The organism is Frigoribacterium sp. CG_9.8 (assembly GCF_015751965.1).
Classification (GTDB): domain Bacteria; phylum Actinomycetota; class Actinomycetes; order Actinomycetales; family Microbacteriaceae; genus Lacisediminihabitans.
This window is the reverse complement of sequence record NZ_JADOVH010000002.1, coordinates 1-25,279: the sequence shown is the minus strand read 5'-3', so window position 1 is coordinate 25,279 and position 25,279 is coordinate 1. Positions and strand designations below refer to the sequence as shown.

Annotated in this window: 25 protein-coding genes; 16 read left to right on the top strand and 9 right to left on the bottom strand. The window is 58.8% G+C overall.

Annotation, left to right across the window (positions count from 1 at the left end):
• Positions 1-305 precede the first annotated feature (305 nt).
• The 8 genes from IWX88_RS05045 to IWX88_RS05010 all read left to right on the top strand — a co-directional run bounded on the left by IWX88_RS05045 (position 306) and on the right by IWX88_RS05010 (position 7,863).
• Positions 306-1,361: an acyl-CoA dehydrogenase gene (locus IWX88_RS05045; RefSeq protein ID WP_196827944.1), complete on the top strand. Its 1,056-nt coding sequence runs from the start codon at positions 306-308 to the stop codon at positions 1,359-1,361.
• On the top strand, positions 1,355-2,707 hold the full coding sequence (locus IWX88_RS05040; RefSeq protein WP_196827942.1) for a PIG-L family deacetylase: 1,353 nt from the start codon (positions 1,355-1,357) through the stop codon (positions 2,705-2,707). Before IWX88_RS05045 ends, IWX88_RS05040 begins: the two co-directional genes overlap by 7 nt.
• Entirely contained in the window at positions 2,704-3,456 is a 753-nt protein-coding gene (locus IWX88_RS05035; protein WP_370568182.1) for a glycosyltransferase family 2 protein, read from the top strand. The genes IWX88_RS05040 and IWX88_RS05035 overlap by 4 nt, the downstream gene beginning before the upstream one ends.
• Positions 3,457-3,737: 281 nt before the next feature.
• Complete coding sequence (locus tag IWX88_RS05030; RefSeq protein ID WP_196827940.1) at positions 3,738-4,322, top strand: recombinase family protein; 585 nt, start codon at positions 3,738-3,740, stop codon at positions 4,320-4,322.
• Positions 4,323-4,707: 385 nt separating this feature from the next.
• Complete coding sequence (locus tag IWX88_RS05025) at positions 4,708-5,946, top strand: DDE-type integrase/transposase/recombinase (RefSeq protein ID WP_196827938.1); 1,239 nt, start codon at positions 4,708-4,710, stop codon at positions 5,944-5,946.
• Positions 5,943-6,698 (top strand): IS21-like element helper ATPase IstB, encoded by a 756-nt coding sequence (gene istB, locus IWX88_RS05020; protein ID WP_196827936.1) that lies wholly within the window; start codon positions 5,943-5,945, stop codon positions 6,696-6,698. Before IWX88_RS05025 ends, istB begins: the two co-directional genes overlap by 4 nt.
• Positions 6,699-6,986: 288 nt before the next feature.
• Entirely contained in the window at positions 6,987-7,427 is a 441-nt protein-coding gene (locus IWX88_RS05015; protein ID WP_196827934.1) for a DUF4383 domain-containing protein, read from the top strand.
• A 100-nt stretch (positions 7,428-7,527) separates the two neighbouring features.
• The gene (locus IWX88_RS05010) at positions 7,528-7,863 is read left to right on the top strand and encodes a DUF1345 domain-containing protein (protein WP_196827932.1); all 336 of its coding nucleotides are present in this window, start codon (positions 7,528-7,530) and stop codon (positions 7,861-7,863) included.
• A 372-nt stretch (positions 7,864-8,235) separates the two neighbouring features.
• Here the strand turns inward: IWX88_RS05010 and IWX88_RS05000 are convergent, their stop codons facing one another.
• Complete coding sequence (locus IWX88_RS05000) at positions 8,236-9,444, bottom strand: hypothetical protein (protein WP_196827928.1); 1,209 nt, start codon at positions 9,442-9,444, stop codon at positions 8,236-8,238.
• A 361-nt stretch (positions 9,445-9,805) separates the two neighbouring features.
• Between IWX88_RS05000 and IWX88_RS04995 the strand changes: the two genes are divergently transcribed.
• A complete protein-coding gene (locus IWX88_RS04995) occupies positions 9,806-10,777 on the top strand; it encodes an aldo/keto reductase (RefSeq protein WP_196828852.1) in 972 nt (323 codons plus the stop codon).
• A gap of 41 nt (positions 10,778-10,818) precedes the next feature.
• Here the strand turns inward: IWX88_RS04995 and IWX88_RS04990 are convergent, their stop codons facing one another.
• The 5 genes from IWX88_RS04990 to IWX88_RS04970 form a co-directional block, all read right to left on the bottom strand.
• Entirely contained in the window at positions 10,819-11,649 is an 831-nt protein-coding gene (locus IWX88_RS04990; RefSeq protein WP_196827926.1) for an acyltransferase domain-containing protein, read from the bottom strand.
• Positions 11,650-11,675: 26 nt separating this feature from the next.
• Positions 11,676-12,509: a carbohydrate ABC transporter permease gene (locus IWX88_RS04985; RefSeq protein ID WP_196827924.1), complete on the bottom strand. Its 834-nt coding sequence runs from the start codon at positions 12,507-12,509 to the stop codon at positions 11,676-11,678.
• A 68-nt stretch (positions 12,510-12,577) separates the two neighbouring features.
• Positions 12,578-13,537 (bottom strand): carbohydrate ABC transporter permease, encoded by a 960-nt coding sequence (locus IWX88_RS04980; protein WP_231368904.1) that lies wholly within the window; start codon positions 13,535-13,537, stop codon positions 12,578-12,580.
• Entirely contained in the window at positions 13,537-14,745 is a 1,209-nt protein-coding gene (locus IWX88_RS04975; RefSeq protein WP_196827922.1) for an ABC transporter substrate-binding protein, read from the bottom strand. The genes IWX88_RS04980 and IWX88_RS04975 overlap by 1 nt, the downstream gene beginning before the upstream one ends.
• 380 nt (positions 14,746-15,125) lie before the next feature.
• Entirely contained in the window at positions 15,126-15,854 is a 729-nt protein-coding gene (locus IWX88_RS04970) for a GntR family transcriptional regulator (protein ID WP_196827920.1), read from the bottom strand.
• A gap of 637 nt (positions 15,855-16,491) precedes the next feature.
• Here IWX88_RS04970 and IWX88_RS04965 point away from each other — a divergent pair.
• The 6 genes from IWX88_RS04965 (at position 16,492) to IWX88_RS04940 (ending at position 21,469) form a co-directional block, all read left to right on the top strand.
• Positions 16,492-17,523, top strand: coding sequence for an N-acetylglucosamine kinase (locus IWX88_RS04965; RefSeq protein ID WP_196827918.1), 1,032 nt, complete (start codon positions 16,492-16,494; stop codon positions 17,521-17,523).
• 11 nt (positions 17,524-17,534) lie between these two features.
• Entirely contained in the window at positions 17,535-18,272 is a 738-nt protein-coding gene (locus IWX88_RS04960) for an N-acetylmannosamine-6-phosphate 2-epimerase (RefSeq protein WP_196827916.1), read from the top strand.
• Positions 18,269-19,018, top strand: a complete 750-nt coding sequence (locus IWX88_RS04955) for a sugar isomerase domain-containing protein (RefSeq protein ID WP_196827914.1) — start codon at positions 18,269-18,271, stop codon at positions 19,016-19,018. Before IWX88_RS04960 ends, IWX88_RS04955 begins: the two co-directional genes overlap by 4 nt.
• The gene (locus IWX88_RS04950) at positions 19,015-19,761 is read left to right on the top strand and encodes a sugar isomerase domain-containing protein (RefSeq protein ID WP_196827912.1); all 747 of its coding nucleotides are present in this window, start codon (positions 19,015-19,017) and stop codon (positions 19,759-19,761) included. The genes IWX88_RS04955 and IWX88_RS04950 overlap by 4 nt, the downstream gene beginning before the upstream one ends.
• Before the next feature lie 117 nt (positions 19,762-19,878).
• Positions 19,879-20,646, top strand: a complete 768-nt coding sequence (gene nagB / locus IWX88_RS04945; RefSeq protein WP_196827910.1) for a glucosamine-6-phosphate deaminase — start codon at positions 19,879-19,881, stop codon at positions 20,644-20,646.
• 241 nt (positions 20,647-20,887) lie between these two features.
• Complete coding sequence (locus IWX88_RS04940; RefSeq protein ID WP_196828848.1) at positions 20,888-21,469, top strand: recombinase family protein; 582 nt, start codon at positions 20,888-20,890, stop codon at positions 21,467-21,469.
• A 158-nt stretch (positions 21,470-21,627) separates the two neighbouring features.
• Here the strand turns inward: IWX88_RS04940 and IWX88_RS04935 are convergent, their stop codons facing one another.
• From IWX88_RS04935 to IWX88_RS04925, 3 genes are all read right to left on the bottom strand, one after another.
• On the bottom strand, positions 21,628-21,993 hold the full coding sequence (locus tag IWX88_RS04935; RefSeq protein ID WP_196827908.1) for a hypothetical protein: 366 nt from the start codon (positions 21,991-21,993) through the stop codon (positions 21,628-21,630).
• Between the two features lie 69 nt (positions 21,994-22,062).
• The gene (locus IWX88_RS04930) at positions 22,063-23,001 is read right to left on the bottom strand and encodes a restriction endonuclease (protein ID WP_370568181.1); all 939 of its coding nucleotides are present in this window, start codon (positions 22,999-23,001) and stop codon (positions 22,063-22,065) included.
• A gap of 41 nt (positions 23,002-23,042) precedes the next feature.
• Complete coding sequence (locus IWX88_RS04925) at positions 23,043-23,561, bottom strand: hypothetical protein (RefSeq protein WP_196827906.1); 519 nt, start codon at positions 23,559-23,561, stop codon at positions 23,043-23,045.
• Positions 23,562-23,656: 95 nt separating this feature from the next.
• On the opposite strand from IWX88_RS04925, the gene IWX88_RS04920 reads away from it, so the two are divergent.
• A complete protein-coding gene (locus tag IWX88_RS04920; protein ID WP_196827905.1) occupies positions 23,657-24,934 on the top strand; it encodes a helix-turn-helix transcriptional regulator in 1,278 nt (425 codons plus the stop codon).
• Positions 24,935-25,279: the final 345 nt, after the last annotated feature.

The following is a 25,279-nucleotide window of genomic DNA, read 5'->3' as shown; positions in this document are numbered from 1 at the left end:
TCGCGATTGATCACACACGCTATTTACCCGTGCAACCGCGAGCAACCGCGCCGGTTCTCAGCCCAAATGGCAGCGACTCGCGGGGTGTCAGTAAGGGGAAGGCCCACCGCGACAGAATGCTCGTGCGGTGAAAGTCCTTTGCTTATTGCGAAATCGCGTGCCAACATGAAAACGTGAGCGTCTTCGTCGCACCCAGGACATGTCTGAAACAGCATTGTTCTCCACATTACGGCTGGGCTGAACCTACGCTGGTCGCGCAGGTCAACCCCTAGTCGCTGAGGTTGCCGCCGCCTAGATTGATCAGTGTGACGATTAGCGCACCTACTGAGCGCGCGGTTTCGCTGCTCGATCAGCGATCCGCGCATCCCTCCGTCTGGGCTGCTGCGGTGCTGAAGTCGTCTCCGACCGATGTCGAGCAAGCGCTGAAAGTCGCTCGCGAGCTGGGCGAGATGGAAGCAGTTCCCGGTGGTGGTTCAACGCGGGAGCTCTGGGAGGCGCTGGCGACGGCCGCGTCAATTGATTTGGGCGCGGCGCGTGCCCTCGAGCCGCATCTCGATGCGGTAGCGATTCTCGATCAAGCGCGGAGTGCGGGGCTGGACAGCGTGGATGTCGGTGACGCCACCTGGGGTGTTTTCGCTTCAGAAGGGGGTGATCATCCGGCCATCGCGGTGCACGGCTCGGGCCGCTGGACCCTGAAGGGCGATAAGCAGTGGTGTTCGCTTGCTGCGTCGCTGGATTCGGCATTGGTTTCGGCAGCACTCCACGATGGACGACGGATGCTCTTCGCGGTCGACCTCCACGCTCCCGGCGTGCAGGTGATGGCGGGCACCTGGCAGGCGCGGGGTCTCGTCGAGGTACCAAGCGGTCCGGTGCGTTTTGGCGCGGTCGTGGCGCGCCCGGTCGGAGATGCGGGGTGGTATCTCGAACGCCCGGGTTTTTCCTGGGGCGGAATCGGTGTGGCCGCGTGCTGGTTCGGGGGGGCCGTTGCACTTGCCAGGTCGCTGTTCGCCGCCGCAGAGGTAGATCGCACGCTCGTTGTGATGCATCTTGGCGCAGTTGATGAACTTCTCGAAAGCGCTCGTCGAGCTCTTCTCGAGGCCGCGTCGGTCGTCGATGCGGGCGAGTCGCTCGGAGCGAACGGTCGTCTACTTGCTAGGCGTGTCCGCGCGACCGTCGCCCGCGCCGTTGAGGAGATCATCCAACGAGTCGGCCACGCGCTTGGCCCGGGCCCTCTCGCTCTCGACGCTACACATTCGAAACGTGTCGCGGACCTCGAGCTGTACGTACGGCAGCATCATGCCGAACGGGACCAGCTGTCGCTTGGCTCATCGATTCTGAGCGGCCAGATCGCGCCGTGGTGACATTCGATTCAGCCACGGTCGGCACGGCCGCATCCACCTGGCGAAGTGACTCACGGCTAACAGATCAACCAGCTCTCGACCTCACGAAGGTGAAACAACTGGTCGTCGTCTCTGCTCACCCGGATGACGAGACCCTCGGCACCGGTGGACTTATCGCTACCTGTGCGACGCTAGGCATCGACGTGACCGTCGTAGTGGTGACTGATGGCGCGGGCTCCCACCCCACATCGGCGACGCGCAATACAGAGGAGCTCGCCAGCATCCGCTCCGGGGAAGTCCTCACCGCGGTGGCTGCGCTTGCGCCAGATGCCCGCGTCATCCAGCTTGGATTCGTCGATGGCGGCACGCGGGAGAGCCGCGGGGAGATCACTACCTGGCTCAGGGAAATGCTCATCGAACTCCCGTCCGAATTGACGCTTGTCGTCGCCCCCTGGAGCGGCGATGGTCACCGCGATCACCGAGTCGTCGGTGAAATCTGTGCAGAGCTGACTGAGCAGCTCGCGCTTCCGTTCGCCGAATATCTGATTTGGTTCTGGCATTGGTCGCACCCCTCCGACGGGCAGATACCGTGGACCCGGCTCCGCTCGGTCGCGCTCTCCTCCACAGCCTTTCAAGCGAAAGCTGCGGCGATCCAGGTATTCAAATCCCAGATTCTTCCGATCTCCGACGCAGTTGGAGACGAAGCGGTCCTCACTCCCAGTTTCCTCGAACATTTCACCAACCCGATCGAGCTTTTTCTCATCAAACAAGAAACTCTGAGAACCAGCTATTTCGACGACCTTTATGAGCGTCACGATGACCCCTGGGGATTCGCCTCACGGTGGTATGAGCGGCGGAAGCGTGCTATCACCATCGCGGCGCTCCCCGACGAGCGTTACGGCTCGGCGCTCGAGATCGGGTGCTCGCTCGGACTACTCACAGTCGACCTCGCCGAGCGGGTCGACCACCTGCACGCTGTAGACATTTCACAGACCGCGGTGGATCGCGCCCGAGAGAGGTCGACTTCCGAGAATGTGACGATCGAACGAAGGGATGTAACCACGTCGTTCCCGGACGGGCCGTTCGACCTCGTCGTACTTAGCGAAGTGGGCTACTACCTCGACGTACCCACGCTGAGCACCCTTCTGGACACGATTGTCACCTCCCTCGCGCCGGGCGGAACGGTCCTGCTGTGTCATTGGCGGCATCCCGTCACCGACTATCCGCTGTCTGGTGACGAAGTGCATGCCCTAATGGACAGTCAGGCCACACTCACCCGACTCTCCCGCCATGAGGAAAAGGACTTCCTTTTGGATGTGTACTCGCTCGATAATCGATCGGTTGCTGAGCGAACGGGGCTCGCGTGAGACGCATCATGGCCGTCGCCGTGGTCATCCCAGCCAATAACGAACAAGACCTTGTCGGCGCATGCCTGGAATCAGTAAAGGAAACAATCGACGCGGCCCAACGAGCACACCCAGCCCTCCCAGTACGCGTCGTCCTTGTCGCTGACAGCTGCGAGGACAACACTGTCGCGATCGCACGGAGCGCGGGCGCGACTGAGGTGCTTGAAGTTGCCCTGCGAAATGTCGGCGCGGCCCGGAGAGCCGGGGTCGCCCACGCTCTGGCCGCCCTCGATTACTCCGCAGATCAAATCTGGATCGCGAACACTGATGCGGACTCTGTCGTGCCATCGAACTGGATCCTCGAACAACTTGAGCTCGCGCATTCCGGTTTCGACCTCATGATCGGCACCGTACATCCGACCTTCACGGATTTGAGCCGAGAGCAGCTCGCAGCTTGGCGGCACAACCACCGCCACGGTGTGCCCAATGGCCATGCGCACGGCGCGAATCTCGGCATCCGAGCCAGTGCTTATATACGCGCGAGTGGCTTTCCCGCGATCCCGGAACACGAGGACAACAACCTGGTAGACCAGGTGAAGGCGTCGGGCGCGCGCGTCGTCGCATCCGATCGATGCGATGTAGAAACATCAGGACGACAGATCGGGCGCACCAACGGAGGCTACGCACGCTTTCTGCACGGCGGCGAACTCGAATCCCAAGCCAACAACGATAGAACAGTTGCCCGACACCAAGCCCGAACCGGCCCGTAAGCCGGACGTCATACGGGCATTCCCCGCCGTTACTGGCATCGGGACATCAAAATTTCCGAGGGTGCCCGTTTAGGTGTTTCGACATTAAGCCCGATGACGGGGCGTCTTACGCAACAAGTCACTGTCTCGAAAACCTAATGATTATCAAGACACTCAAGCTGGACCAATTTTACAAATGGCATTCCTTATATATAGGGAGTAGTTCGCCGTCTCGGTAAGTCGTCTCATAGAGCGGAGTGTCTTACTGTTCGGTTTAGGACTTTCTGAGGCACACTGATCGAATGGCACTCCTTGGTTACACCCGCATCAGCACCGTCCATCAAGACGACCAACTCCAACGCGACGCGTTACTCAAAGCGGGCGTCCTGTCTGAGCACATCTACTCAGACGTGGTCTCCGGTTCCAAAGACGTTCGCACCCGTCCCGGCATGATGAAACTGCTCCAGTTCGTGCGGGCAGAGGACACCATCGTGGTGTGGCGCATCGACCGGCTGGGTCGCTCTCTTCTGGATGTCCTCGCTACTGTTGCTGATTTTCGTGCCCGCGGAATTCAGGTTCAATCAATCTCAGACGGGATCGATCCCTCAACAACCAGCGGCCGGCTTCTGCTGCATATGCTCAGCACCCTGGCCGAGTACGAACGCGAACTCATCATCGAACGGGTCAACGCTGGGATTGCGACCGCTCGCACTTCCGGCGCGATCTTCGGCCGACCACTCTCGGACCCGGAGCTGATCGCACAGAAGCTCCAAGTTGTGCAGGCAGCTCGAGCCGGCGGCAAAAGTGCCACCGCCGCAGCGCAGCTGGTCGGATGGAGCCGAGCCACCTTTTACCGCCACCAGGCCGGACTTTCCCCCAGCCAATAGCGCGCATGGTCACCACATGGGAGGAAATCAGCGAATCCGTCCGGGAGCGCTATGAATGGGTTATGCCCAGCGAGTTGAGAATATAAGCACGCTCGGCGTCGACGTTCGGATCGATATGGTGCGTCGGTAGCAGCACCTTTGTCTCAACCTTGACACGTAGGGGTGAGCGGTTTTCGCACTGATCATCCAAGCGAACCTGTGAGGTGATGTGTGTCGGAGGTGAGCGGGTCGGCGTCCAGTGGCCTCAATACCGACAGCAGATGACACCGGTGTTCAGTTCCGTCGGAAAATTAAGAACCCACGCTGAATGTTAACGCCGACCGAAAACAGGACCATTAACGCCGATTGAAAACAGGACCACCGACCAGTATGGAAGGTGATTAATATGGACGATTGGGCGAAGATACGCCAACTGTTTTCGACGGGTGAGCATTCGAAGCGGGAGATCGGCCGGCTCGTCGGCGTCTCGCGGGGAACGGTGGAGCGGGCGCTGGGAACAGACCGGCTGCCGAAGTACCAGCGGGCCGCGGTCGGGTCGGGTTTCGACGCGTTCGCGCTGCAGGTTCGGGCGTTGTTGGCCGTCACGCCGACGATGCCAGCGTCGACGTTGGCCGAGCGGGTCGGCTGGCTCGGGTCCGCGTCGGTGTTCCGTGACAAGGTCGCCGGCGTCCGGCCGGAGTATGTCCCGCCGGATCCCGCGGACCGCCTCGTCCACGAGCCGGGCCAGCAGGTCCAATGCGACTTGTGGTTCCCGCACAAGCCGTTGCCGCTGGGACACGGGCAGGAGGGCATGCCGCCGGTGCTGGTGATGACGTCGACGTTCTCGGGGTTCTTCCAGGCGCTGATGTTGCCGTCGCGGACGACACCCGATCTGCTCGGCGGGATGTGGTCCCTGTTGCACGCCGCGCAGGCGGTTCCGAAGCGGCTGCTCTGGGACAACGAGACCGGTATCGGTCGCGGCAAACTCACCGAGCCCACAGCGGCATTCGCTGGGACGCTGGGCACCGAGATCAAGCTCCTCAAGGCCAGGGACCCGGAGTCCAAGGGCATGGTCGAGCGCCGCAACCGGTTCTTCCGCTCGTCGTTTCTGCCGGGCCGCGACTTCGCCTCACCGCAGGACTTCAACGAGCAGATGGCGGCCTGGCTGCCGATCGCGAACGCGCGGCACTCCCGCTCCCGGCGGGCCAGGCCGAGCGACCTGATCGCCCAGGACCGGGCAGCGATGCGCCCGCTCTCGCCCGTGGTTCCGGACGTGTTGTTTCGCAACACGGTTCGGCTGCCCCGGGATTACTACGTTCGGGTGCACTCGAACGACTACTCCGTCGCGCCGGGCCTGATCGGCCGGCTCGTGGACGTGACCGCTGACCTTGAGCGCATCTACGTCACTCACAACGGTGTCACCGTCACCACCCACGAGCGTGCCTGGGCCAGGCAACTGACCGTCACCGACCCCGACCACGTCGCCCAGGCGGCCGTGTTGCGGCGCCAGTTCCAGACACTGCTCCGCCATCAACGACCCCAGGCTCACGTCGCGTTCGTGGAGACGGCCAGCCTCTCCTCCTACGACGACGTGTTCGGCGTTGACACCGGTCGCGGCCTGACTGATCTGAGCCTGATCGCATGAGCACCGCAGCATCTCAGATCGAGTACTACGCCCGCGCACTGCGCGCCCCGAGGATCGGGGAGGCGTTCCGGCGTCTGGGCGACCAAGCCCGCGACGCCGGCTGGTCACACGAGGAATACCTCGCCGCGGTCCTCTCCCGCGAGGTCTCCGAACGCGAGGCCTCCGGCGCCGCCCTGCGGATCAAGGCCGCCCGGTTCCCCGGGCACAAGACCCTGGAGGACTTCAACTTCGATCACCAGCCCTCCGCCGACCGGAATCTGATCGCGCACCTGGGCACGAGCACCTTCGTGACCGAAGCGAACAACGTGGTCCTCCTCGGCCCACCCGGCACCGGGAAGACCCACCTCGCCGTCGCACTGGGCGTTCAGGCCGCCAAACACGGCCACCGGGTCCTCTTCGACACCGCGCCAGGCTGGGTCGCCCGCCTTCACGACGCACACTCCCGCGGGAAACTCGCCGCGGAGCTGACCCGGCTGCGCCGCTACAGCGTCCTGATCTGCGATGAGGTCGGCTACATCCCGTTCGATCAGGACGCTGCGAACTTGTTCTTCCAGCTCGTCGCGTCCCGCTACGAACACGCGTCGCTGATCATGACGAGCAACCTGTCATTCGGGCTCTGGGGCGGGGTGTTCGGCGACCCCACCGTCGCCTCCGCAATGATCGACCGCATCGTTCATCACGCCGACGTCATCAGCCTCAAAGGCACCAGCTACCGGCTCAAGAGCCACCAACCGGCACCCGATACGGCATAGTAGAAACACACATAGTGGTCCTGTTTTCAAACGGCACTATTGGCCCTGTTTTGGGTCGGCGTTAACAGCTGAAGCGGAGGTTTTGAACCGGGGCAACGCACCCAGCTACGCGGAGGTTTCTTCTGAGTCAACGCGGCACCTTTCGGAGAAACCTCAGCAGGGCTACGCTTCGAGAGAAATGATGTTTGCACAGAAAAGTGTCAAAGTTCGATACTGCTTCGAGAAAGCGGGAACTCCGAACAGTTATCAACGCACGTGTGAACCGTGGAATCTAAAGGAGATATCACAATGACTAAATCGCCCAACAGGTTGGTTGCAACAGTATTCGGGGCCGTGTATCTCCTCACCGGTCTGATCGGCTTTGCCGCGACTTCCGGCGTCGGGTTCGCCGCGATCAAGGGTGGTTTTCTCCTCGGAATCTTCGAGCTCAACCCACTGCACAACATTGTTCACCTGCTCATCGGCGCGGTCCTTCTGATTGGTGGTCTCTCAAACGTGTCTGCGGCGAAGGCTGTGAACACGCTCGTCGGCGCGGTGTACCTGCTTCTCGGAATCGTCGGGTTCTTCATCGTGGACTCGACCCTCAACATCCTGGCCCTGAACACCGGGGACCATTTTCTACACCTGGTCAGTGGGGTGCTTCTGCTCGGAGTCGGGCTCGCTATGGATCGGTCCGGAAGCGCGGCTTCGATGACTTCCCCACGCAGGACGAGATCCGACACCCCATAAGCCTCTTACGTGCACCGGAGCCGCGAGTTGCCAGAGCGGCACCGGCCGTCGACATTTGGTGCGGGCAGCGCAGGGCCAAACACCGCTGCGGTGAAGGGCTTTGGGCCTGCTCTGGCCCGACCCAACCCTGACACGTAGGGCCTGGGCCGACGCCCCGACTGTTGGTTGGTGCTTTGCTGCAGCCCTGTACCCATCCTGGGTGTGGATCGTCATCGGTCGCCAAGACGCCCAACAGACAAAGGCGTACTCCAGCCGCGAGGAACCGAATCGGGCGGCAGCGGATCTTCTCCTGCTGATCCTCAGCATCGTCGCGCTGTTCTCCGTCGCGTTCGTGCTGGTGCAGGCTTCCAGCGCGCACGGGGTGACGAAGTTGCTGCTCGTGTTGCTGGCACTGCTGAGCATCGCATTGTCGTGGCTGCTGCTACACGAGGTCTGAGTAGTAATGGAACGAAATCGTCCGCTAAGGGCTCGGTGGTTCAGTCTTGGCTGTTGGGGTCACGCAGTGGGCGGAGCTGATTAGGTGGTAGCTCGGGCATGCTGAATTGGTATCGACCTAGGAAGTTAATGTGTTCGTGGCTGAGCGGAGAGAGCCGTTTCAAGTCTTCGTCGGTTATCGATTGCCACCTGATGCTGCCTTGAGATGGTCGGTCGCAGGCCCGATATCCGGGCAAAGAAAGCGCCCTCGGCCAGGAGCGAAGGCGGCCGAGGGCGTTTCCTTTAGAGGACCATCATCGTAAGTTTGGCATCCATTCCCGCCCCGAAGGACTTAGATTTCACCGGTCTAGAACATCGTACTTTTGCTAAAAAATCACGATTCAACGCGAGCTAGCTTTTTAGGATGCTCGATGGGTTCGCGGCTTTTTTTCGTATTTGCCGATCTTTTAGCGTTACTTGAGGCACTAGCGAGGATGAACCAGCCCGCTTCATTGTCGTACCACCTTCCGCAGACAGCAACAGCGCAGGTTGTCGGTAACGTGAATCCCGGAGCATAACGCGAGTGCACATTTGTGAGGTAGCTGTCCGCATTGGCGGTCTCGCCCATCATTTGTGCTGCACGTGAGACCGATACCCAGGGGTACCCATCCGGTATCGAACCGTTGAACCATGCTGGATATGAGGCGGAGAACTGGGTCCAAGCAGAAATTGCTTTCGGATCGTTGGGAGCAACGACGCCGTAGAGTGTGGGCCAGAGCTGAGCGGTTGCCTGCGCGTAAAATACGTTGGTATTGCTCATGTTCCCGTAAGCCCAGTCCCAATTCTGATTCGTGGGGTTCCACAGCTTTGCGAGAATGGTGTCTTTGGTCGAAGACGCCCAGCCGCCGTAATATGTGGCTTCCGAGCCGCGGCCCAGCGCGCTTTCGAGCAACGCAAATTCGGCAAGGCCTGAATAGACTTCGGCGTTGTCCATCGTGTACGCAATGGCGTAGCTCGGTTTAGCGATCGTCAGACCAGCGTCAGGACCGCTTTGGATCCGTACTCCGACTGGCGCTCCGAAGTTCAAGATGTTGGCTATCGCTTCGTAGGTCAGAATGTTCGCAGTGACGAAGCTCTGCAGGGCGGGGTCCCCGCTCGAGTAGGCCGCGTAGGCAAGGTTCAGGGTTGTCGAGGCGTAGCTGTCGACGGAGTCGAAATCACCGGTCGGTGTCTCCGTCTGGGTTCCTGGGTCGTAGCTGTAGTCGAACACGCTGTTGGCCGGCACGTTGGTGGCGGCCGCGTTGAGGTGATTGAGATACCATCGCATCCATTTCAGCGCTCCAGCGCGCGCGGCTGGCGTACCGGCCTTAATGAGTCCGAGGGCAGCAATATTGGCAAAGTATGGGGTGATTTTCGCGCCGCCCACGCTGAGAATCGCTCCGCTGCTGAGCTGCTCGGAGAGAATGAAATTGACCTGTTCGTCGACCCAACTGGTCGGCACTGCTGCGCTTGCGGAAGACACAGGAACCAAGGGACTCGCAATTGCCGCAACCGCGATAATCATGCCTCCCCAGCGTCGATACGACTTCGATGATCCTGCCATGGCGGAACTCCTTCTCGTCAATTCAAAACCCCGACTTGAGCGCACTATTGCGCCTACCGCGCAAGCTTCCCCCGGTCTATACCTTTAAGTCAAGGATTAGAGCGCCAAGGCCCAAAGACCGCGGCCATGATCAAGCATTATTTTTCTCTATTACTCAACTGTCAGCTCAAAAAAACTCTGAATGTATGGGCTTTTAATGCCCAAGACTCGGATCGGACGTATCTGAACTGCTGAAACTATGGCGCGCTCGCTTCCATTTGCCTGCATAAGCGCCCGAAGTATCGATTGGTGATGATAAATGGTCTAGGGCAATTAGGAGCTCGGAGTGGACACAACTGTCCGACTGCGACATCCTGAGACGATGGAATACACCCAGCTTGGTCGCTCCGGCCTGAAGGTTTCGCGTCTGTGCCTTGGCACGATGAATTTTGGTGAACAGACCGGGGAATCCGATTCCCACTTCATCATGGATTCCGCCCACGAAAACGGGATCAATTATTTCGATACAGCCAATTCGTACGGGGACAGTCTGGGGCCAGGTGCTACGGAAGCAGTGATTGGCAGGTGGTTCGAGCAGGGTGGTCAACGTCGTGAGCGCACCGTCTTGGCCACCAAGGTGTTTAGCGACATGGCGGACTGGCCTAACAATTCCAAACTCTCGGCCCTCAACATCCGCCGCGCTCTCGACGCGAGTCTGATGCGACTGAAGACGGACTATGTAGACGTGTACCAGTTTCACCACGTCGACAGGGCCACACCGTGGGATGAGATCTGGCAGGCCATGGAGACGGCGGTTAGTCAGGGCAAGATAATCTACGCGGGTAGCAGCAATTTCGCCGGATGGCATATTGCTACCGCTCAAGCCGAGGCTCGGCGGCGCAACTTAACTGGGCTCGTCAGCGAACAATCAATTTATAATCTACTTTCGCGCGACATCGAGCTGGAGGTCATCCCGGCTGCTGAGAGTAATGGCCTCGGAATCGTGCCGTGGTCGCCGCTGGCGGGTGGCCTTCTCTCTGGCGTGCTTGGGCACGAGCTCGACGGTAAACGCCGCCTTACCGAGGGGGTTGTCCGCAGACTCGTGAAGCATCGGGACGCCATCGAGATGTACGAAAACCTCGCCGCGGAAGTTGGTCACGCACCCGGTGAAGTCGGCCTGGCCTGGTTACTTCATCAGCCCGCCGTCACGGCTCCGATCATCGGGCCACGCACCCGGGGCCAATTGGACGCAGCAATCCGAGCGCTGGATGTCAAACTCGACACGGAGACTCTCGATCGACTCGACATGATCTTTCCCGGGCACAGGCCGGCACCGGAGGACTACGCGTGGTAGCTACGAAATCTGGCGTGACGTCCTGCGCCAGCAAGTCCGGGTTACAGCCTCAGGTAACCCGAACCGATCTGCCACGGGTCGCCGGTGAGCGCCCGGTCGAGGACCAATCGACGCAGCGTGCTGTCTCGCGGCAGGTCAGGTAGTTTGCGCAGATCGCGGGTGCGAAACATGAAGAACAATGCCGCTGTAGCGTCATCGTAGGGTCTCCCGAGAGCGGTAAACCGGCACACGAATGAAACGATATTTGTGTCCTCTGGTAGGTGCTCAACCAGGTAAGGGTCCAGCAGCCAGGAGACGCAGGCCGCGGCTGCGACGGGCTTGTCAGGAAAATGAGTGGAGAAGAAAGCTCGAGCCTGGACGAGACTATCGTCGACGGCCTGCGGGGTGAGCGGGCCGGATTCGGGGATATGGATACCAGGCACCCAATCCCCTGCCACCATCACTCCATCCACCGTCTCTTTCGTGGGGTGCAGCATGTAGTTGAGACGGCCAAGCGCGAACATCATGCCGGTGTAGTGAGGAATCAGCCAGTCCCAGGTCTCGAGACCGAAGCCTCCGTGCGCACGCCTGTGGATGGTGATATTACGACCGACGTCGGCAAAGGTAGCTCGAGTGACCTCCAAACTCACCCCGAGACGCCGATGCCAGTTCACGAGTATGGGGGTGAGCCGAAGAAAGGCCGTGAGCCATACCAGCGGATCTTGCGTGATGGCTCCAAGGGGATCCTGACTGTAGCTGCCCAGACGAGCGGTCAGCGTCTCTATCGCGTGGTCCACATCGGCGGACCGTGTGCTTTCAGAGAGTAAGTTCGCGCATTCCACACGATCCTCTACTGCAACATCTAGGAGCCGGAATAACTCGTCGAGGCCCATCACTTTATTGTAATCCGGACAAGAATCTATTTGAGAGAACCGCTCAGCGCGCCACTGACAAAGAATCGTTGGAAGATCAGGTAAACGAGAATGAGCGGCGCGGCGACGATCAGGGTTGCGGCCGCAAGCAGTGCCCACTCGTTGTTCCCGTTCTGTCCGTGGAACGCAAACAGGCCCTGCGAAATGGTCTTCAGCTGAGGCGAGGATAGGTAGATGGTTGCTCCGATGATGTCATTCCACACTGCAATGGTCTGCAGGATGAATACCGTCGTCAGCACAGGCTTGCAGAGGGGCACCACGAAAGTCCAGAGGTAACGGAAGTACCCGCATCCATCCATCGCCGCAGCCTCGTCGAGCTCCTTGGGAAGTGATCGAAGGTAGCTGATGATGAGGAGCGGACCAATACCCAACCCCGATGTCAGCAGCAGCATGTACCCGATCCTTGAGTTGTAAAGCCCGAGCTGCAGGATCAATTGAAATTGCGTAATGATGACGTTGGGGAGAAAGAGCGAGAGCACGAAAAGCACAGCGATTACTTTGGAACCACGTACGTACCCTCGTGCGACAGGAAATGCAATGAGCAACGACAACGCTGTGCTGGCCCCTGCGCAAACAAAGGCGTAGACGACGCTATTCAAAATCAGTCCGCCAAACCCCCCCTTCTGCCAAGCATCCACGAAGTTCTGAAGAGCGAATCCCGGAGTCAATCCGGATGGGTCGCGTATGAACTCAGCCGGCTGCTTCAGCGCAGTGTTGAGCAAATAAAGCAACGGGAAAACATACAGACCCGCGAGGCCAACAACCAGTGCGTAGTTGAGCAATCGACCACCAGTGATCGGCTTACGGCGTCGATGCTGCATGACGGGACTCTCGCCCCTGAGCCCCGAGTTCAGGGTGTACCGCACAACGCGAGGTTTGTCCTGAACTGTCATAGCTGAGTTTCCTTTTTTCGGAGGTAGCGCAGGGCCACAAGGGTGATCGCTGAGATGAGCACGAACTGGATCATCGAAATGGCTGCCGCGTATCCCTGCTCAGACGATCCACCGAAACCAAGTGAAAAAATCTGCATGGCCAAAACCGATGTTGTAGGGCGGTCGCCCGTGAGGACGAAGATAATTTGGTAGGTCTGAAGCGACCCGACGATAGAGATGAGAACGTTTACCGTGGTGGAGGAGGCAATCATGGGAATTGTCACGTGTCGGAATCGCTGAATTACCGTGGCGCCGTCGACAATTGCTGCCTCATATAGGTCAGAAGGAATTGCCATGAGGCCGGCGTGGTAGATCATCATCGAGTATCCGAGCGACATCCAAATCTGCACGAAGATGATCAGCGAAAAGGCAAGACGCGGATCGCCAAGAAATGCTGACGAACTTCCGAATAACCCCCAGAGCGACGCGGCTGGCCCGCCCGTGGGGTTGAAGATCAAGGACCAGATAAGCCCGACGACGGTCACCCCCAGCACCACCGGCATGAAGATAATTGCCCGGTAGATATTCGCCCCTCGTATCCTGTTGTTGAGTAGGACGGCAAATACCAGGGCGAGCGCGTTCAAAATAATTGTCACACTGAACGCGAAAATCAGCGTTCGTGAAACAATTGCGAAGTTCGCAGTGGTACTTCCTGAGACAAAGAAACGTGTGTAGTTGTCAAGACCAATCCACCTCCACGGGACTCCTGGTATGCCCGAGATGTCCGTGAAGGATAAGAAAATCACCGTAACGGCGGGGACCAAGGAGAAGACGACGAACAGCAGCAGTCCTGGCGCGATGCCGAGCCAAGGCAGAATTCGCCCACGTCGCGAAGATGCGAAGGGATTCAGGTTCCCTGCCGACGTCTTCCTCGCGGCCCTGCCCGCTCCCAACGTCACGCCAGGACTTGCGCTCATTACTTCAACCCGGCCTTCCAGTCGACGTCCATCTTCTGTGCCAGGCCTGCCATGTCGGTTTCAGTTCCCAAGGGTGCCACTGAAGAAAACGCGAATGGAATCATTGCCAGTGGCCCCGCCTTCGTGTTCGGGTGGAATACCTGGTCCCAGCCCGGTGTGAATCCAGACGGGGGCAGGTACTGCTGAATCTCGGAGAGAACAGCAGGCAACTTCAGATCAGGTTGTGCCGGGCCGAAGCCGGAACCGCCGATGAAGTCCGCATAGACCTTCGGGTCCGAGTACAGTGCAAGCCACTTTTTTGCGAGGTCCTGATTCTTGGAACTCGAGGGAATGGAAAGACTGAACTCCAATTTCGAGGCGATGTATTTGTTATTCGCCGCGTTGTCGCTACCCGGCATCGGGAAATAGCCGAATTCGAACTTCGGGTCAGCTGTCTGAATTGCAGGGATCTCCCACCCACCATCGGGGAGCATCGCGCCCTCGCCTTTGACGAACCTGGACGGGATCGACGCATAGTCCATTCCGGCCCAATTCGAAGCAGTGTTGGCGTAGATCGTCTTGAGCTTGTCCATTACCTCCACGGCCTTAGGATCGGTCAGGCTTACCTTTCCCTCCCAGAGGCCCTTATCCAGTGCAACCGGATCAGGATAGATCGATTGCACCAATCCGGCGATAGGCAGTGATGCCGGCCAGGAATCCTTGCCGCCGATGATAAATGGAGCGACGCCGTTTGCCTTGAGCGTCTTCATCACGGTTTCCAGCTTGCCCCAGGTGGTCGGGACGGCGAGATTGTATTTAGCAAATAGCGCCTTGTTGTAAAAAACTCCACTTAAGTGGCTGGTGCCAGTTGGCACTGCATATTGCTTGCCTTTGAACTCGTACTTTTTGAGAATTCCGCTCGAGAAGTTTTTGAGGAAGCTTTGATCGGTGAGGTCGACCCAGTTCCCAGCCTGCAGGCCCTGTACCCAGGCGGTCGGCTTTTGATCTTTGGCCCACGCAGGCAACTGCGACGTCCCCCCCTGTTCGGATCCCTCGGTGATATCAACGTCCTTTGCGGTCATCCGGGTGTTTCGAGTAGTTGCAAAATCCGCCCCGACGGCCGTCGTCATCTCGACCTTCACGCCTGGGTTCTGCTTTTCGAACAGTGCGTTGATCTTCTTGAAACCAGCGTCGGTAGGACCGTTGCTGTGGACGAAAATGCGAAGCAATTTCGAATTGGATGCTGCTCCGGTGTCTCCCCCGAGGTAGCTGCACCCTGTTGCGAGCAGTGCGATGGATGTAAGGGTGGCTGCGACGGCAATTAGCCGACGCCTTCGACCTGAATGATTGCGCAAAATGGCCTCCTTGGTAACTCGAGAACAACACTGTCCGGGCGTCTGCCCATCATTAAAAACGCATTCCTCAGCTCCGATGTCGTGGAAAGCACCAGAGTGCGGCGCCGGCTGTGCGCTGATTTTGAATAATAATGCACCGGTCTAGACATCTATGTCAATAGTTCATGCTGGATTTTAAGAAAAGCCCGGTTACGGTGGCTTTACTTTCTTAAAATTGTGAGCTATCGCATAATTGGATCGGACCTTTACTCGTTCTATTCTCGGCGCTTGATTACCAGACGAATGTCGTATCGGTCGCCTCGATAGATCGAGATCGCGTGCTCAATAGGGCGCCGTTTTCGGTCGAATCCAATCCGTTTTACGATAAGGGCCGGGCTGTGGATTGGCACTTGGAGAAGTCTTGCCTGTTCCTGGTTGACAACTGTTGGGGTAATGATTTGGTCGGCTTCGAATAATTCAATGCCGTAAGTCGTGGCGAGGATTGCATACAGGGACTTCTCCAGCGGTTGTTGATCGAGATCGGGTGTGAGGTCCGCAGGAAGGTCGATCGTTTCCAGACACATCGGGATTCCGTCCGCCATACGGACGCGCTCGATGTGGAAGACCATTTCTTCCGGGCTCAATATGAGTTCATGCCCGAGAAAGGCCCCCGCCGCGACGCGCTCGACCTTGAGAAGGCGCGATGACGCGTTGAAACCGCGCGCAGCCATATCTTCGGTAAATCCGGTGAGTTCGGTGTTCTTCGAGATGGTGCGGTCAATGACGAATGTGCCGGCACCTTGGAGCCGTGATACATACCCGGCGCGAGCGAGGCTTGAGATGGCTTGTCTAAGGGTCATGCGGCTCACGCCGAACTGTGCGGCGAGTTCTCGTTCCGATGGCAGCTGGTCGCCAGTGTTCATGGTCGCGATGACCTCGATTAGGCGAGTGCGAACTTGCTCGTGTTTCGCGGTGTCCGAGTCAAACTCAAGGACGGCTGACATGTTAGCTGCGGAGGCAGTCTCCTCGCCTTGCATCGTGCTTCCCATTCCCCTTTGTTTCCAATCTCTGTTGCTTAGATCAGCGCTGTGCGGGAGTCGTTGTCGCTTTCACGCAGAAGCCACGGTTGGCACCCTTCGCTTACTTGCGCACAATAGCATCTCATTGGTCTATCCATTGGCGCACGCTGCCGGAAACTACTCTCCACATTGGTAAGGACCACTTATGGAATCTAAGACCACGCCGCGCTGGGTTTAATAGCGGCACAGCGCAACAGCATAAATCAAAAAATGAACTTCTCGCTTGCTTGACACCATTCGATATGCGGGTTAGAGTCTCCTGAAAGGTCCGTACCTTACTGGAAATTCCAGAGGTACAGACTTTATATTCCCAGACCGGTGGTCCGTACCCGGTTTCGTATTCATTGAGAAACCGAGGACTCAGAGCGTGGTCGAGGTACATCGCGGTGTCGGAGTTAGAACATGCATGGCCAGACTTCGTCTGTCTGCCCATTCTTGGGGTAGTCACTACTAGGTGCACGGAAAAGGTCCGCCGCTGCGCTATTCCAGCCTCAGCATGGCGGCCCGAAAATGAGATAGCTGAAATTGATCCAATGATTTCTTGACGAGGAAGTGCGGAAGAATGACTGGCCTGTTCTTGGCGATTGACGGAGGCCAAACCGGCACCGTCGCCGTTCTGCTGACCGCGGACGGGACAATTATGGGAGTGGGGCGTGGCGGCCCAATACGCCACCACGAAGAACCAAACGCCGAACGATTCGCTCGGGATGCACTGACCTCCGCGGTGACCGAAGCCATGCTCGGCGGTCTCCGCGGCCAGATCCGGGTCTGCTGCGTCGCGATGACTGGGTCTGCAAGAATCGCCGAGCTTATTATTCGCGACTTGGTGACGGTGGATCACTACCTTGCTTTGGAAAGTGACACTCTTGCCGCACTCGCCAGTGGAACCGCAGGCGGAGGGGGCATCGGCCTGATCGCCGGGACCGGGACGGTCGCGCTCGCGCTGGGACGGTCCGGTGATCAAGTGATTCTTGGCGGGTGGGGGTGGCTTCTCGGCGACGAGGGCGGTGGCTTTTGGATCGCCATGGAAGCCCTGAAGGCTACCGTGCGCGACGTTGACGGGACGGGTCCACACACGACCCTCACCCGTGACCTGCCGCAAATACTCGGGCAGCAGGATATGCGTGAGGTTTACAACTTCGTCACTGGCCAGCGACTCGATCGCACGGCGATTGCCGCGTTAACCCCACACGTGGTTGCGCTAGCGGAGTTGGGCGATCGTGTCGCGGCGGACATTCTGGGCAATGCCGCGACACGCCTGGCAGATCTGGTAGTCGCAATGATTGCCGCAGCACCCTTTCTCGATCCCGATGAACGCATCATCGTCGCGTGCGGAGGGGTTTTGGATGCCCAAGGCCGGGTTTTTAGCCGCTTGGCAGTGGAACTTCAACATCGTGCTCCTGGATTTGAGCTTGTTGCGCCAGCTGTGCCGCCGGTCATCGGCTCCTATTATCTCGCGCTCAAATCAGCCCAAATCCCTGTCGACGATGCTCTTCAAAAACGAGTTGCACATCAGGTTCGTTCATTGCCCGCTCTGGTCTCCAAAAGAGCACCCACAGCACCCACACCATCCATATCGAACCAATTGCTTTGAGGAGAAAAAATATGCCCAACACGATTACTGAGTCCGAGCAGATTCGAGGCGCACTCGTCACTAGCCTTCACGGCGTCGTGGTCGCCTCGTGCCAGGCCGGCCCAGGCAGCCCGCTGAATCAACCTTCGATGATCGCGGCACTGGCACGAAGCGCCGAGCTCGGCGGAGCGCAGGGCTTTCGAGTTGATGGCCCAGCAAACGTGGCAGCCGTGCGTGCCGTCAGCGAGCTTCCCATCCTGGGGATCAACAAGGTCGACCGTGACGGCTTTGACGTGCGAATCACCCCGACCTTGAAGGATGCTCTTGACATTGTGGCAGCCGGTGCAAATATTGTCGCGCTCGATGGCACGGAACGCGCACGACCTTATGGTGAAACGCTTAGCCAAATAATTTCGGCGCTCCACGAGCTTGGCATCCCCGTGATGGCTGATATTTCCACACGACGCGAGGCTGAAGCAGCGGCTGAGGCCGGGGCCGACATTGTCGCGACGACGCTCGCGGGCTACACGCCTTACACCTCTGACGTGGACAAGTTCGGACCAGCCTTCCCTCTGCTGGAGGAAATACGTGAATTACCGGTGCCTGTCGCCGTAGAGGGTCGAATTTGGACGACCGACCATGTGACTAGGTGCTTCGAGGGGGGCGCCTACTTTGTTATTATCGGCTCGGCGATTACCGTGCCCGAGCTCATCACCCGCCGTTTCGTCGCGGCTGCTCACGCTGCCGGACTGATCGATGCCGCATCATGAGTGCTGTAACAGAGTATTTCTCTGACGTTCATACGCGTCTAACAGAACTGGAGGAGTCGCAGCGGGTCACCATAGCTGCGACGGCAACGCTTGGCGCCACGGCAATCTGTGATGGCCGTCCGATACACATCTACGACACTGGCCACCTGATCAGTCATGAATTCATCGCGCGCACCGGCGGCCTTGCGGCCTACACGGCACTCACATTCGGGGCATCGCTCTCGCGCGAAAACGAATGGGTCTCAGCCCACCGCCGTCCAGTCGATCCCAGCGGCGGTAGTTCCGCTCGTTTGCTCGTGGAATGGCTATTCGAGCAGGGGACAATCCAGCCCAAAGACCCACTCATACTCAGTTCGGTTTCCGGGACCAACGCACTCATCGTGGAGCTCGCCCTGCAGGCACGTGAACGTGAGGTCTCGGTCATCGCGGTCACGGGCGTCGACTTCTCGAGCGAATTGCACAGTAATCACGGATCGGGAAAGCGGCTATTCGAAGTCGCGGACATCGTGCTCGACAACCGTGTGCCCTACGGAGATTCCGCGTTAGCAATCGACGGGCTTGCTATGCCTGCGATCGCATGGTCCGGCCTGGCGGGTGCGGCGCTGATGTGGGCCGTCACCGCAGGAATTATCGAACGGTGCCTTGCCGCTCAAACGGTTCCAACGGTTTACACCAGTTATAACCTGCCCGGGGGCGAAGAGACCTACCGCACATCCCGTGAGACGTACCGGATGACCGGACGATGACGAGCCTTGACGGATACAAGCGATATCTGGCGGTAGTGCAATCACAGCTCGTTGATGCCCTAGCTGATCATGTGAGCGTTGCGGTCGTTACCGCGGCGCACTTGATCGCTGACCGCATCCAGGATGATCGGGTCATCTACGCGTTTGGGGCCAGTCATGCCGGGTTGCTCGTCCAGGACCAGTTCTATCGCGCGGGTGGTCTGGTTCCAATCCAGCCAATACTGCCGAGTTCTCTGATGCTGAATGTCACGCCGATTACTGCGACGAGCACACTCGAACAAACTCGAGGGATAGCGCAGGAAATCCTGGCGGACGTCCCAATCGGGAAGGGGGATTTACTCCTCATCGTTTCGGTATCGGGTCGGAACGCGGTCCCGGTGGAAATGTGTACTTTAGCGCAGCAGCGTGGGGCCACAGTAGTGGCACTAACAAACATCACCTACTCCTCGTCGGTAAAGGGTCGCGGCGTGCCTCGGCTCTTCGAAGTGGCGGATGTGGTGATAGATCTCCCCGGGATGGCCGGTGACGCCGTGGTGGCTCTGGGCGAGGGAGTGCCACCTGTCGGTCCGACCTCATCAGCAGTCGGTGCAGCAATTCTTCATGGTCTGATGGTGGAAACGGCAACGGTCCTCATCGAACGCGGCACCATCCCGCCCGTCTTCGCAAGCGCCAATCTTGACGACTCCGCGGCGTGGAATGATCGCTGGATCGAGACCTACCGTGAACGGCTGAACTATCTCTAGCGTGACTCCCACCTGATTGCGAACCTCCAAAAATCTGCATGACACCGCACTCACGAAAAGGGGCGGTGGTAAGCACATTGGTCTTCCGCATGCACCACTGAATAGAGAAGAGCTCCCATGCAGGTCATCATCTTCGATAATGCAGACGATGTCGGCGAGTACGCGGCAGACATGATTTCTCGCGGCGTGGAACTCGGTGAAATAAAAGTCCTCGGGATTGCCACGGGGTCATCGCCGCAACCGATCTATAATTCACTCGTGAAAAAGAGGACCCCCCAGCTCGGCTCTATCAGCGCTTTTGCCCTGGATGAGTATGTCGGCCTGCCATATTCGCATCCGGAAAGTTATCACGCCGTTGTCCAGCGGGAGGTGACTGGGCCGCTCGGACTCGACCCGTCCAGAGTTCACGTTCCAGACGGAGCAGCACAAGACATAGTGCGAGCATGTGCAGACTATGAAAGAGATATCGCAGCGGCGGGCGGTATCGACTTGCAAATCTTGGGAATTGGGGCATCTGGACACATCGGGTTCAATGAGCCAACCTCGTCACTCGCCTCCCGCACGCGGATCAAGACGCTCACCGACGCAACGCGAGCAGACAACGCGCGATTCTTCGATAGCGTCGACGAGGTACCGCGACACTGCATCACCCAGGGGTTGGGAACCATCATGGAGGCAAAAAATATCCTCCTGATTGCACAAGGCAAGGGGAAAGCGCACGCAATCGCTCAGGCAATCGAGGGACCGCTCACCAGCATGTGCCCAGCATCCCTCCTGCAAATGCATCCACGTGTGACGGTAGTCCTCGATCCCGAAGCAGCATCAGAACTGAGACTCGCCGACTACTACCGTCGTGTGTTCGAGGACCGACCGACAGAACAGTAACCGCAATTCAAGAAACGATGTCTGGATCCTTCGGGACTGCCCCCCGTTTGATTGACTCCTCGACGCGCCCTGAAGCGGACCGGACAGTCTCATCAAAGGATCCTTTGACCAGACGCACTGGCCGGCGTCCTCACACCTAATTTTCTCGGCGTGTCCGGGCCGTATCTTGTCTCAACAATGTGTCTCGCGCTGATATTCTCAAATCCGGTCGAGAATAGCCTTTGACGAGAAACCGGGAGTGATGACGAGTCTCGGATACGCGCGGGTGAGTACGGCGGACCAGAACACGGAGCTGCAGATCCGAGAATTGGAAGCTGCCGGCTGTGAACGGATCTACCGCGACCAGGGAATCAGCGGGACCAAAGCCAGCCGACCCGAGCTGGACAAAATGCTCGACCGTCTCAGCCGGGGCGATGAAGTGGTTGTATGGAAACTCGACCGGCTCGGACGCAACACCCGCCACCTCCTGGAACTGCTTGACGGGTTCGCGGAACAGGGTACCAAGTTCCGTTCCCTCCGCGATGGAATCGCTACCGATCCGGACAGCGATCTGGGTGGCGCGATGGCGAAGGCCATGGTCACGATCATGTCTGCGTTCGCGCAGCTGGAACGCGATCAGCTCTCGGAACGAACACGGGCCGGCATGGCCGTCGCTGCCTCCCACGGGCGGAAAGCCGGACGCCGCGAAGTCACGGCTAACGATCACGCAGTCAAACGTGCCAACGAATTAAAGGCCCAAGGCCTGAAACCGGCAGACATCGGGAAAATCATCGGGACTAGCCGCGCCACCGTCTACCGATACCTCACTATGACCAACATCTGAATGCAAGGGCTCGGACTGGATGGTCGATAGTGAACTCCCGACGTGTCCTTGCCATGATGAACATTCTCTCTTGTGAGATGTCCACCAAACGGGGTCAAGGCCACTCATATGTCGCGAGCCAGGACGGGCGCACGGCGGGCTCACTACGCCACAGCCATTCACCTGTCCCGCACGAGTGTTTCGATTTGTTGCCAGGGTAGGACGCGCCGTATGGCTGCGCACTGAGTCGCAGGGCGACCCACGCCTGCAGCTGCATCCGCAGCAAGTTGGACGAGCACGGGATCCACCCCGACCGCCTCGGCGATCCAGAGAAGGCCGGGCGCGCATTGGAAGTGTATGTAGCCGTGGCGGGCTCCGAGGCCGCGGCTACGCCGCTTGTATGCGCCCGGCCCGTCGATCTCGTTGAACCAGGCGATGACATGCTCGTGCTGGCTGGTCCACCAATGCTCCCCCGGCAGATAATCGAGCTCGTATCGGTCGGAAATCGGGAAGTGCTCGGTGGCGGGTTTCAATTTCTGAGCCATGTCCTCCCCGCTTACTTCATGATGACTATGGGGCCGTCCCCAGGCGGCGTGCTTCATTTGGTCGGATTCCTACTCGAAGAAATCTGCGTCGATTTCCACTGTCGTGTAGGTCCGTTGGACCTGGACGCCGACTCGGTACTTGATCATGAGACCAACGAGCCGCTGTCCGTCAATGAGAATCACCCGCGATTGCACGTTCTGTGCGTAATCGATAGCGCCGGGAGTGAAAGCGCTGGTCGTAAGGAACACCCCTCGAGTAGCTCCAAGTCCATGAAGCGCTCCGACGAATGCTTGGATCGTTTCTCGGCCGATGTTGTTGCCCTCTTTGTAGCGCTTCGCCTGGACGTAAATTCGATCTAGGCCCAAGGCGTCCTGATCGATGATGCCGTCGATGCCTTCATCGTTTGGGCCACCGATACGTTTGCCGCGCTGTTCCGCTCCCCCGTACCCCATCGCAAGCAGAAGGTCGACTACAGCCTGTTCGAAGAAATCTGGATGGCTATCTCGGAGCCGGCTAAGTAGTTCACTTCCGACCTCTTCCTCGATACGGTTGATCCCGTCTTCGATTTGTTCCACCGGGTCGAGGATCTCCACCGCCGCGGCGACGGCGTCAGCGACCGCGGCATCTGCTCCAGGACTTCGAATCGGATCTGGCCAGTATGGCGCGAAGATTTCGCGCGCCTTGGCATAGTCGAATCCGTTCGGGTAGCGGCGGAGCGCCTCGCGACCGGCGTCATTTATTGTGTAGTAACCACGCGCCGGCCGATCGATCCAGCCAGCCTTCGAGAGATGGCTCAGTGCCCACCCCATTCGTTGTTCGTATCGATAGCCCCCTGACGTGAGCGTTTCCGCTCGAGCTAGCGCGGTGAGTCCGGCGATGTCCGATGCAGCGTCGAACACATCTTTCCGATGAAGGATTTCGCCCTGCAGCAAGGCGGTCAGAACGGGAACGACGAGCGCTGGCCAGATAGGAACGATTGACACCGTCTGTGCTTGTGGAATGGTCACGACACCACTCTGCACCACGCGGATCGTTCTCGATCCTGCTTCTACTCAGAAGCGCGTTCGGCCTTCACCCGCTTTATCCGCGCAACCCCTCTGTAGATGCCGTAGCTCACCCCCACTACGACAACGACACCGGCAACGACCATCAGCACCTTGACTGGATCTATGCCTTTATCGGGAGCCACCGCCTCCTTGCTAGCCATGAGTTGTTTGAAGGTCTTCTCAGCTTCGGCTCGCGCGAGCTGACTTGCGGCACTCTGCGCTTGTTTCCGCATCGTGATGGTCTCGCGCACCTTTGCGAGGTTTTCGGGCGCGAGGTCGAGCGCTTCGACGATAGCCGGGTCGTAATGCGTCGTTTCAAACGATCGGCGGGCGATTCCGCCATATCCGTTCCAGTGCTCTCTTTCGGAACCAAACTGTTCACCCTTCGAGGTGAGCCCATAAGCACCGGGCTCTCCACGAAGGAACTCTTGGCTTAGGAGCAGCTGATTCACCTCCATCGCGCTCGCTCCAATGCGTCGGCCAATTTCCCGGGCGGAAATTCCACGAGCAGATGTATCCATTGAGTGTTCCGTTCTGTTTAGAATATGTATCTATCAGTCATCATAAATGTACTACCTGTACTAGTACAAGTACAAGTACCAATCTAGGGAGATTTATGACAGATCGATCTGCCGGTGAAGCACTCGCTGAGGCGCGGAAGGCTGTTGGTTGGAGCCAGGCAAAGCTCGCGGAGACCCTCGGCTTCAGTACGGTCCTTATCTCGAAGATCGAAAGCGGTGTCCGCGCCCCGTCGCGAGCGTTCATCCAAGCGCTCTCGTCGCATCTGCCGGAGAAGGTGGAAGCCGTCCAGGCAGCTGCCGCCGCTGAGGCACAGTCAGATAAACGAAAGACCGGAAGTCTGAAAATCGTCGAGGCGATGAAGCTTGCGAAGAAGAATGGTGAGCGCGCTAATCAGCTGAAGTCGCGAGTCGAGTATGTTTTACGGCAAGCGGACGAGGTGGCAAAGCTCCTTGACGAGAAAGTCAAGGAGTTCGATCGCGAAGTCGTTGAACCGTTCTCGCGCCTGGCAAGTCGAGTCAGTGACCTGCCGGAAGATGTAATCGTGCCTGCGGACATCGACCCCTCACGCACGAACCCTGAATTCGCTGAAGCGCTCACGGACGCCCAACTGAAGACAAGCAAGAGCATCTTCTCGCTCCTAGGTGCTGGCGTCCTCGGAAGCGGAGCCGGCGCAGCAGTCGGGGCCGGCGCCGCAACTGCGACTTACATGACAGTCGCCAGCATCGCCACGGCGTCGACAGGTGCGGCCATCTCCGGCCTGTCGGGTGCAGCCGCCACCTCCGCCACCCTCGCCGCCATCGGCGGAGGGAGCCTGGCTGCCGGCGGTCTCGGGATCGCTGGGGGGACCGCGTTGCTCACCGGGATCGTCGCTCTACCGGTGATTGCAGCCGTCGCAGGTGCGATGTTGGCAAGCGGCGGTCGCATATATGAGAAGCAGAAGTCAGTCGAGCGAGAGATTGAGCAGGCGGAGAGCGAGTTCGACGCCAACGAGATTATCGTGCGCCGCTTCGTCGCTCGCGCGATGCGAATTAACGAGATCCTCACTGTGGCACTCCTCGCTGGCAGCAATCACCGACGCGCCATAGAGCACGCCATGCCGGGCCTCGACGATGTTGCCTGGTCGGAGCAAGCCGCGTCCACTAAAGCGTCCGTGCGACGCACAGCTGAAATTGTTCTTGCGTGCCTGAGTGTCCTGTCGCTGCCGATCGGTATGAACCTAAAACAAGGCGCCCCAAAAGACGCCATGAATGCCTTATACGAAGACGAAGAATCTGTACCCAAATTCGCGCCGGAGCTGGAAGAGGGATCCGAGCCCACCAACGAGTTCATCGACTACGCGATCGAACAGACCTTCAGCCAAGTCGCTCGATAGCGCAAGCTATTGCGTGAACGGCAAAGCGTGACGTGCGCTCACTGGCAACTGCGGACAGCCAGCCACTCGGTTAGGTGGGGCCTGCTGCACGAATAGATGACATCTGAGTTGGCTTTATTCGTAGGCATCTGTCATTGCGGTAAACGGAACGGTTTACGGGGTGGACTGCCGCCTTCTGGAAGCACGCGCGTAGCCGATCAACTTCGTTATTGGCCCCTCGAGGTGTCTCGTGAGCAATCGTTTGCACCCTGGCGAATTCAGGTGGTGAGTGCAACACCCTGAGTTCTAGTGGGTATTTTCGATGGCAAGACCTGTTTCGCCGTTGGCTGTTCGGTTGGCGTTTTG

Excerpts from the sequence above, each read along its gene's own strand:
- IWX88_RS05030 (WP_196827940.1), top strand. The coding sequence starts at position 3,738 with ATGGCACTCCTTGGTTACACCCGCATCAGCACCGTCCATCAAGACGAC.
- IWX88_RS05025 (WP_196827938.1), top strand. The coding sequence starts at position 4,708 with ATGGACGATTGGGCGAAGATACGCCAACTGTTTTCGACGGGTGAGCAT.
- istB (WP_196827936.1), top strand. The coding sequence starts at position 5,943 with ATGAGCACCGCAGCATCTCAGATCGAGTACTACGCCCGCGCACTGCGC.
- IWX88_RS05015 (WP_196827934.1), top strand. The coding sequence starts at position 6,987 with ATGACTAAATCGCCCAACAGGTTGGTTGCAACAGTATTCGGGGCCGTG.
- IWX88_RS05000 (WP_196827928.1), bottom strand. The coding sequence starts at position 9,444 with ATGGCAGGATCATCGAAGTCGTATCGACGCTGGGGAGGCATGATTATC.
- IWX88_RS04995 (WP_196828852.1), top strand. The coding sequence starts at position 9,806 with ATGGAATACACCCAGCTTGGTCGCTCCGGCCTGAAGGTTTCGCGTCTG.
- IWX88_RS04990 (WP_196827926.1), bottom strand. The coding sequence starts at position 11,649 with ATGGGCCTCGACGAGTTATTCCGGCTCCTAGATGTTGCAGTAGAGGAT.
- IWX88_RS04985 (WP_196827924.1), bottom strand. The coding sequence starts at position 12,509 with ATGCAGCATCGACGCCGTAAGCCGATCACTGGTGGTCGATTGCTCAAC.
- IWX88_RS04980 (WP_231368904.1), bottom strand. The coding sequence starts at position 13,537 with ATGAGCGCAAGTCCTGGCGTGACGTTGGGAGCGGGCAGGGCCGCGAGG.
- IWX88_RS04970 (WP_196827920.1), bottom strand. The coding sequence starts at position 15,854 with ATGTCAGCCGTCCTTGAGTTTGACTCGGACACCGCGAAACACGAGCAA.
- IWX88_RS04965 (WP_196827918.1), top strand. The coding sequence starts at position 16,492 with ATGACTGGCCTGTTCTTGGCGATTGACGGAGGCCAAACCGGCACCGTC.
- IWX88_RS04960 (WP_196827916.1), top strand. The coding sequence starts at position 17,535 with ATGCCCAACACGATTACTGAGTCCGAGCAGATTCGAGGCGCACTCGTC.
- IWX88_RS04955 (WP_196827914.1), top strand. The coding sequence starts at position 18,269 with ATGAGTGCTGTAACAGAGTATTTCTCTGACGTTCATACGCGTCTAACA.
- IWX88_RS04950 (WP_196827912.1), top strand. The coding sequence starts at position 19,015 with ATGACGAGCCTTGACGGATACAAGCGATATCTGGCGGTAGTGCAATCA.
- nagB (WP_196827910.1), top strand. The coding sequence starts at position 19,879 with ATGCAGGTCATCATCTTCGATAATGCAGACGATGTCGGCGAGTACGCG.
- IWX88_RS04940 (WP_196828848.1), top strand. The coding sequence starts at position 20,888 with ATGACGAGTCTCGGATACGCGCGGGTGAGTACGGCGGACCAGAACACG.
- IWX88_RS04935 (WP_196827908.1), bottom strand. The coding sequence starts at position 21,993 with ATGGCTCAGAAATTGAAACCCGCCACCGAGCACTTCCCGATTTCCGAC.
- IWX88_RS04925 (WP_196827906.1), bottom strand. The coding sequence starts at position 23,561 with ATGGATACATCTGCTCGTGGAATTTCCGCCCGGGAAATTGGCCGACGC.
- IWX88_RS04920 (WP_196827905.1), top strand. The coding sequence starts at position 23,657 with ATGACAGATCGATCTGCCGGTGAAGCACTCGCTGAGGCGCGGAAGGCT.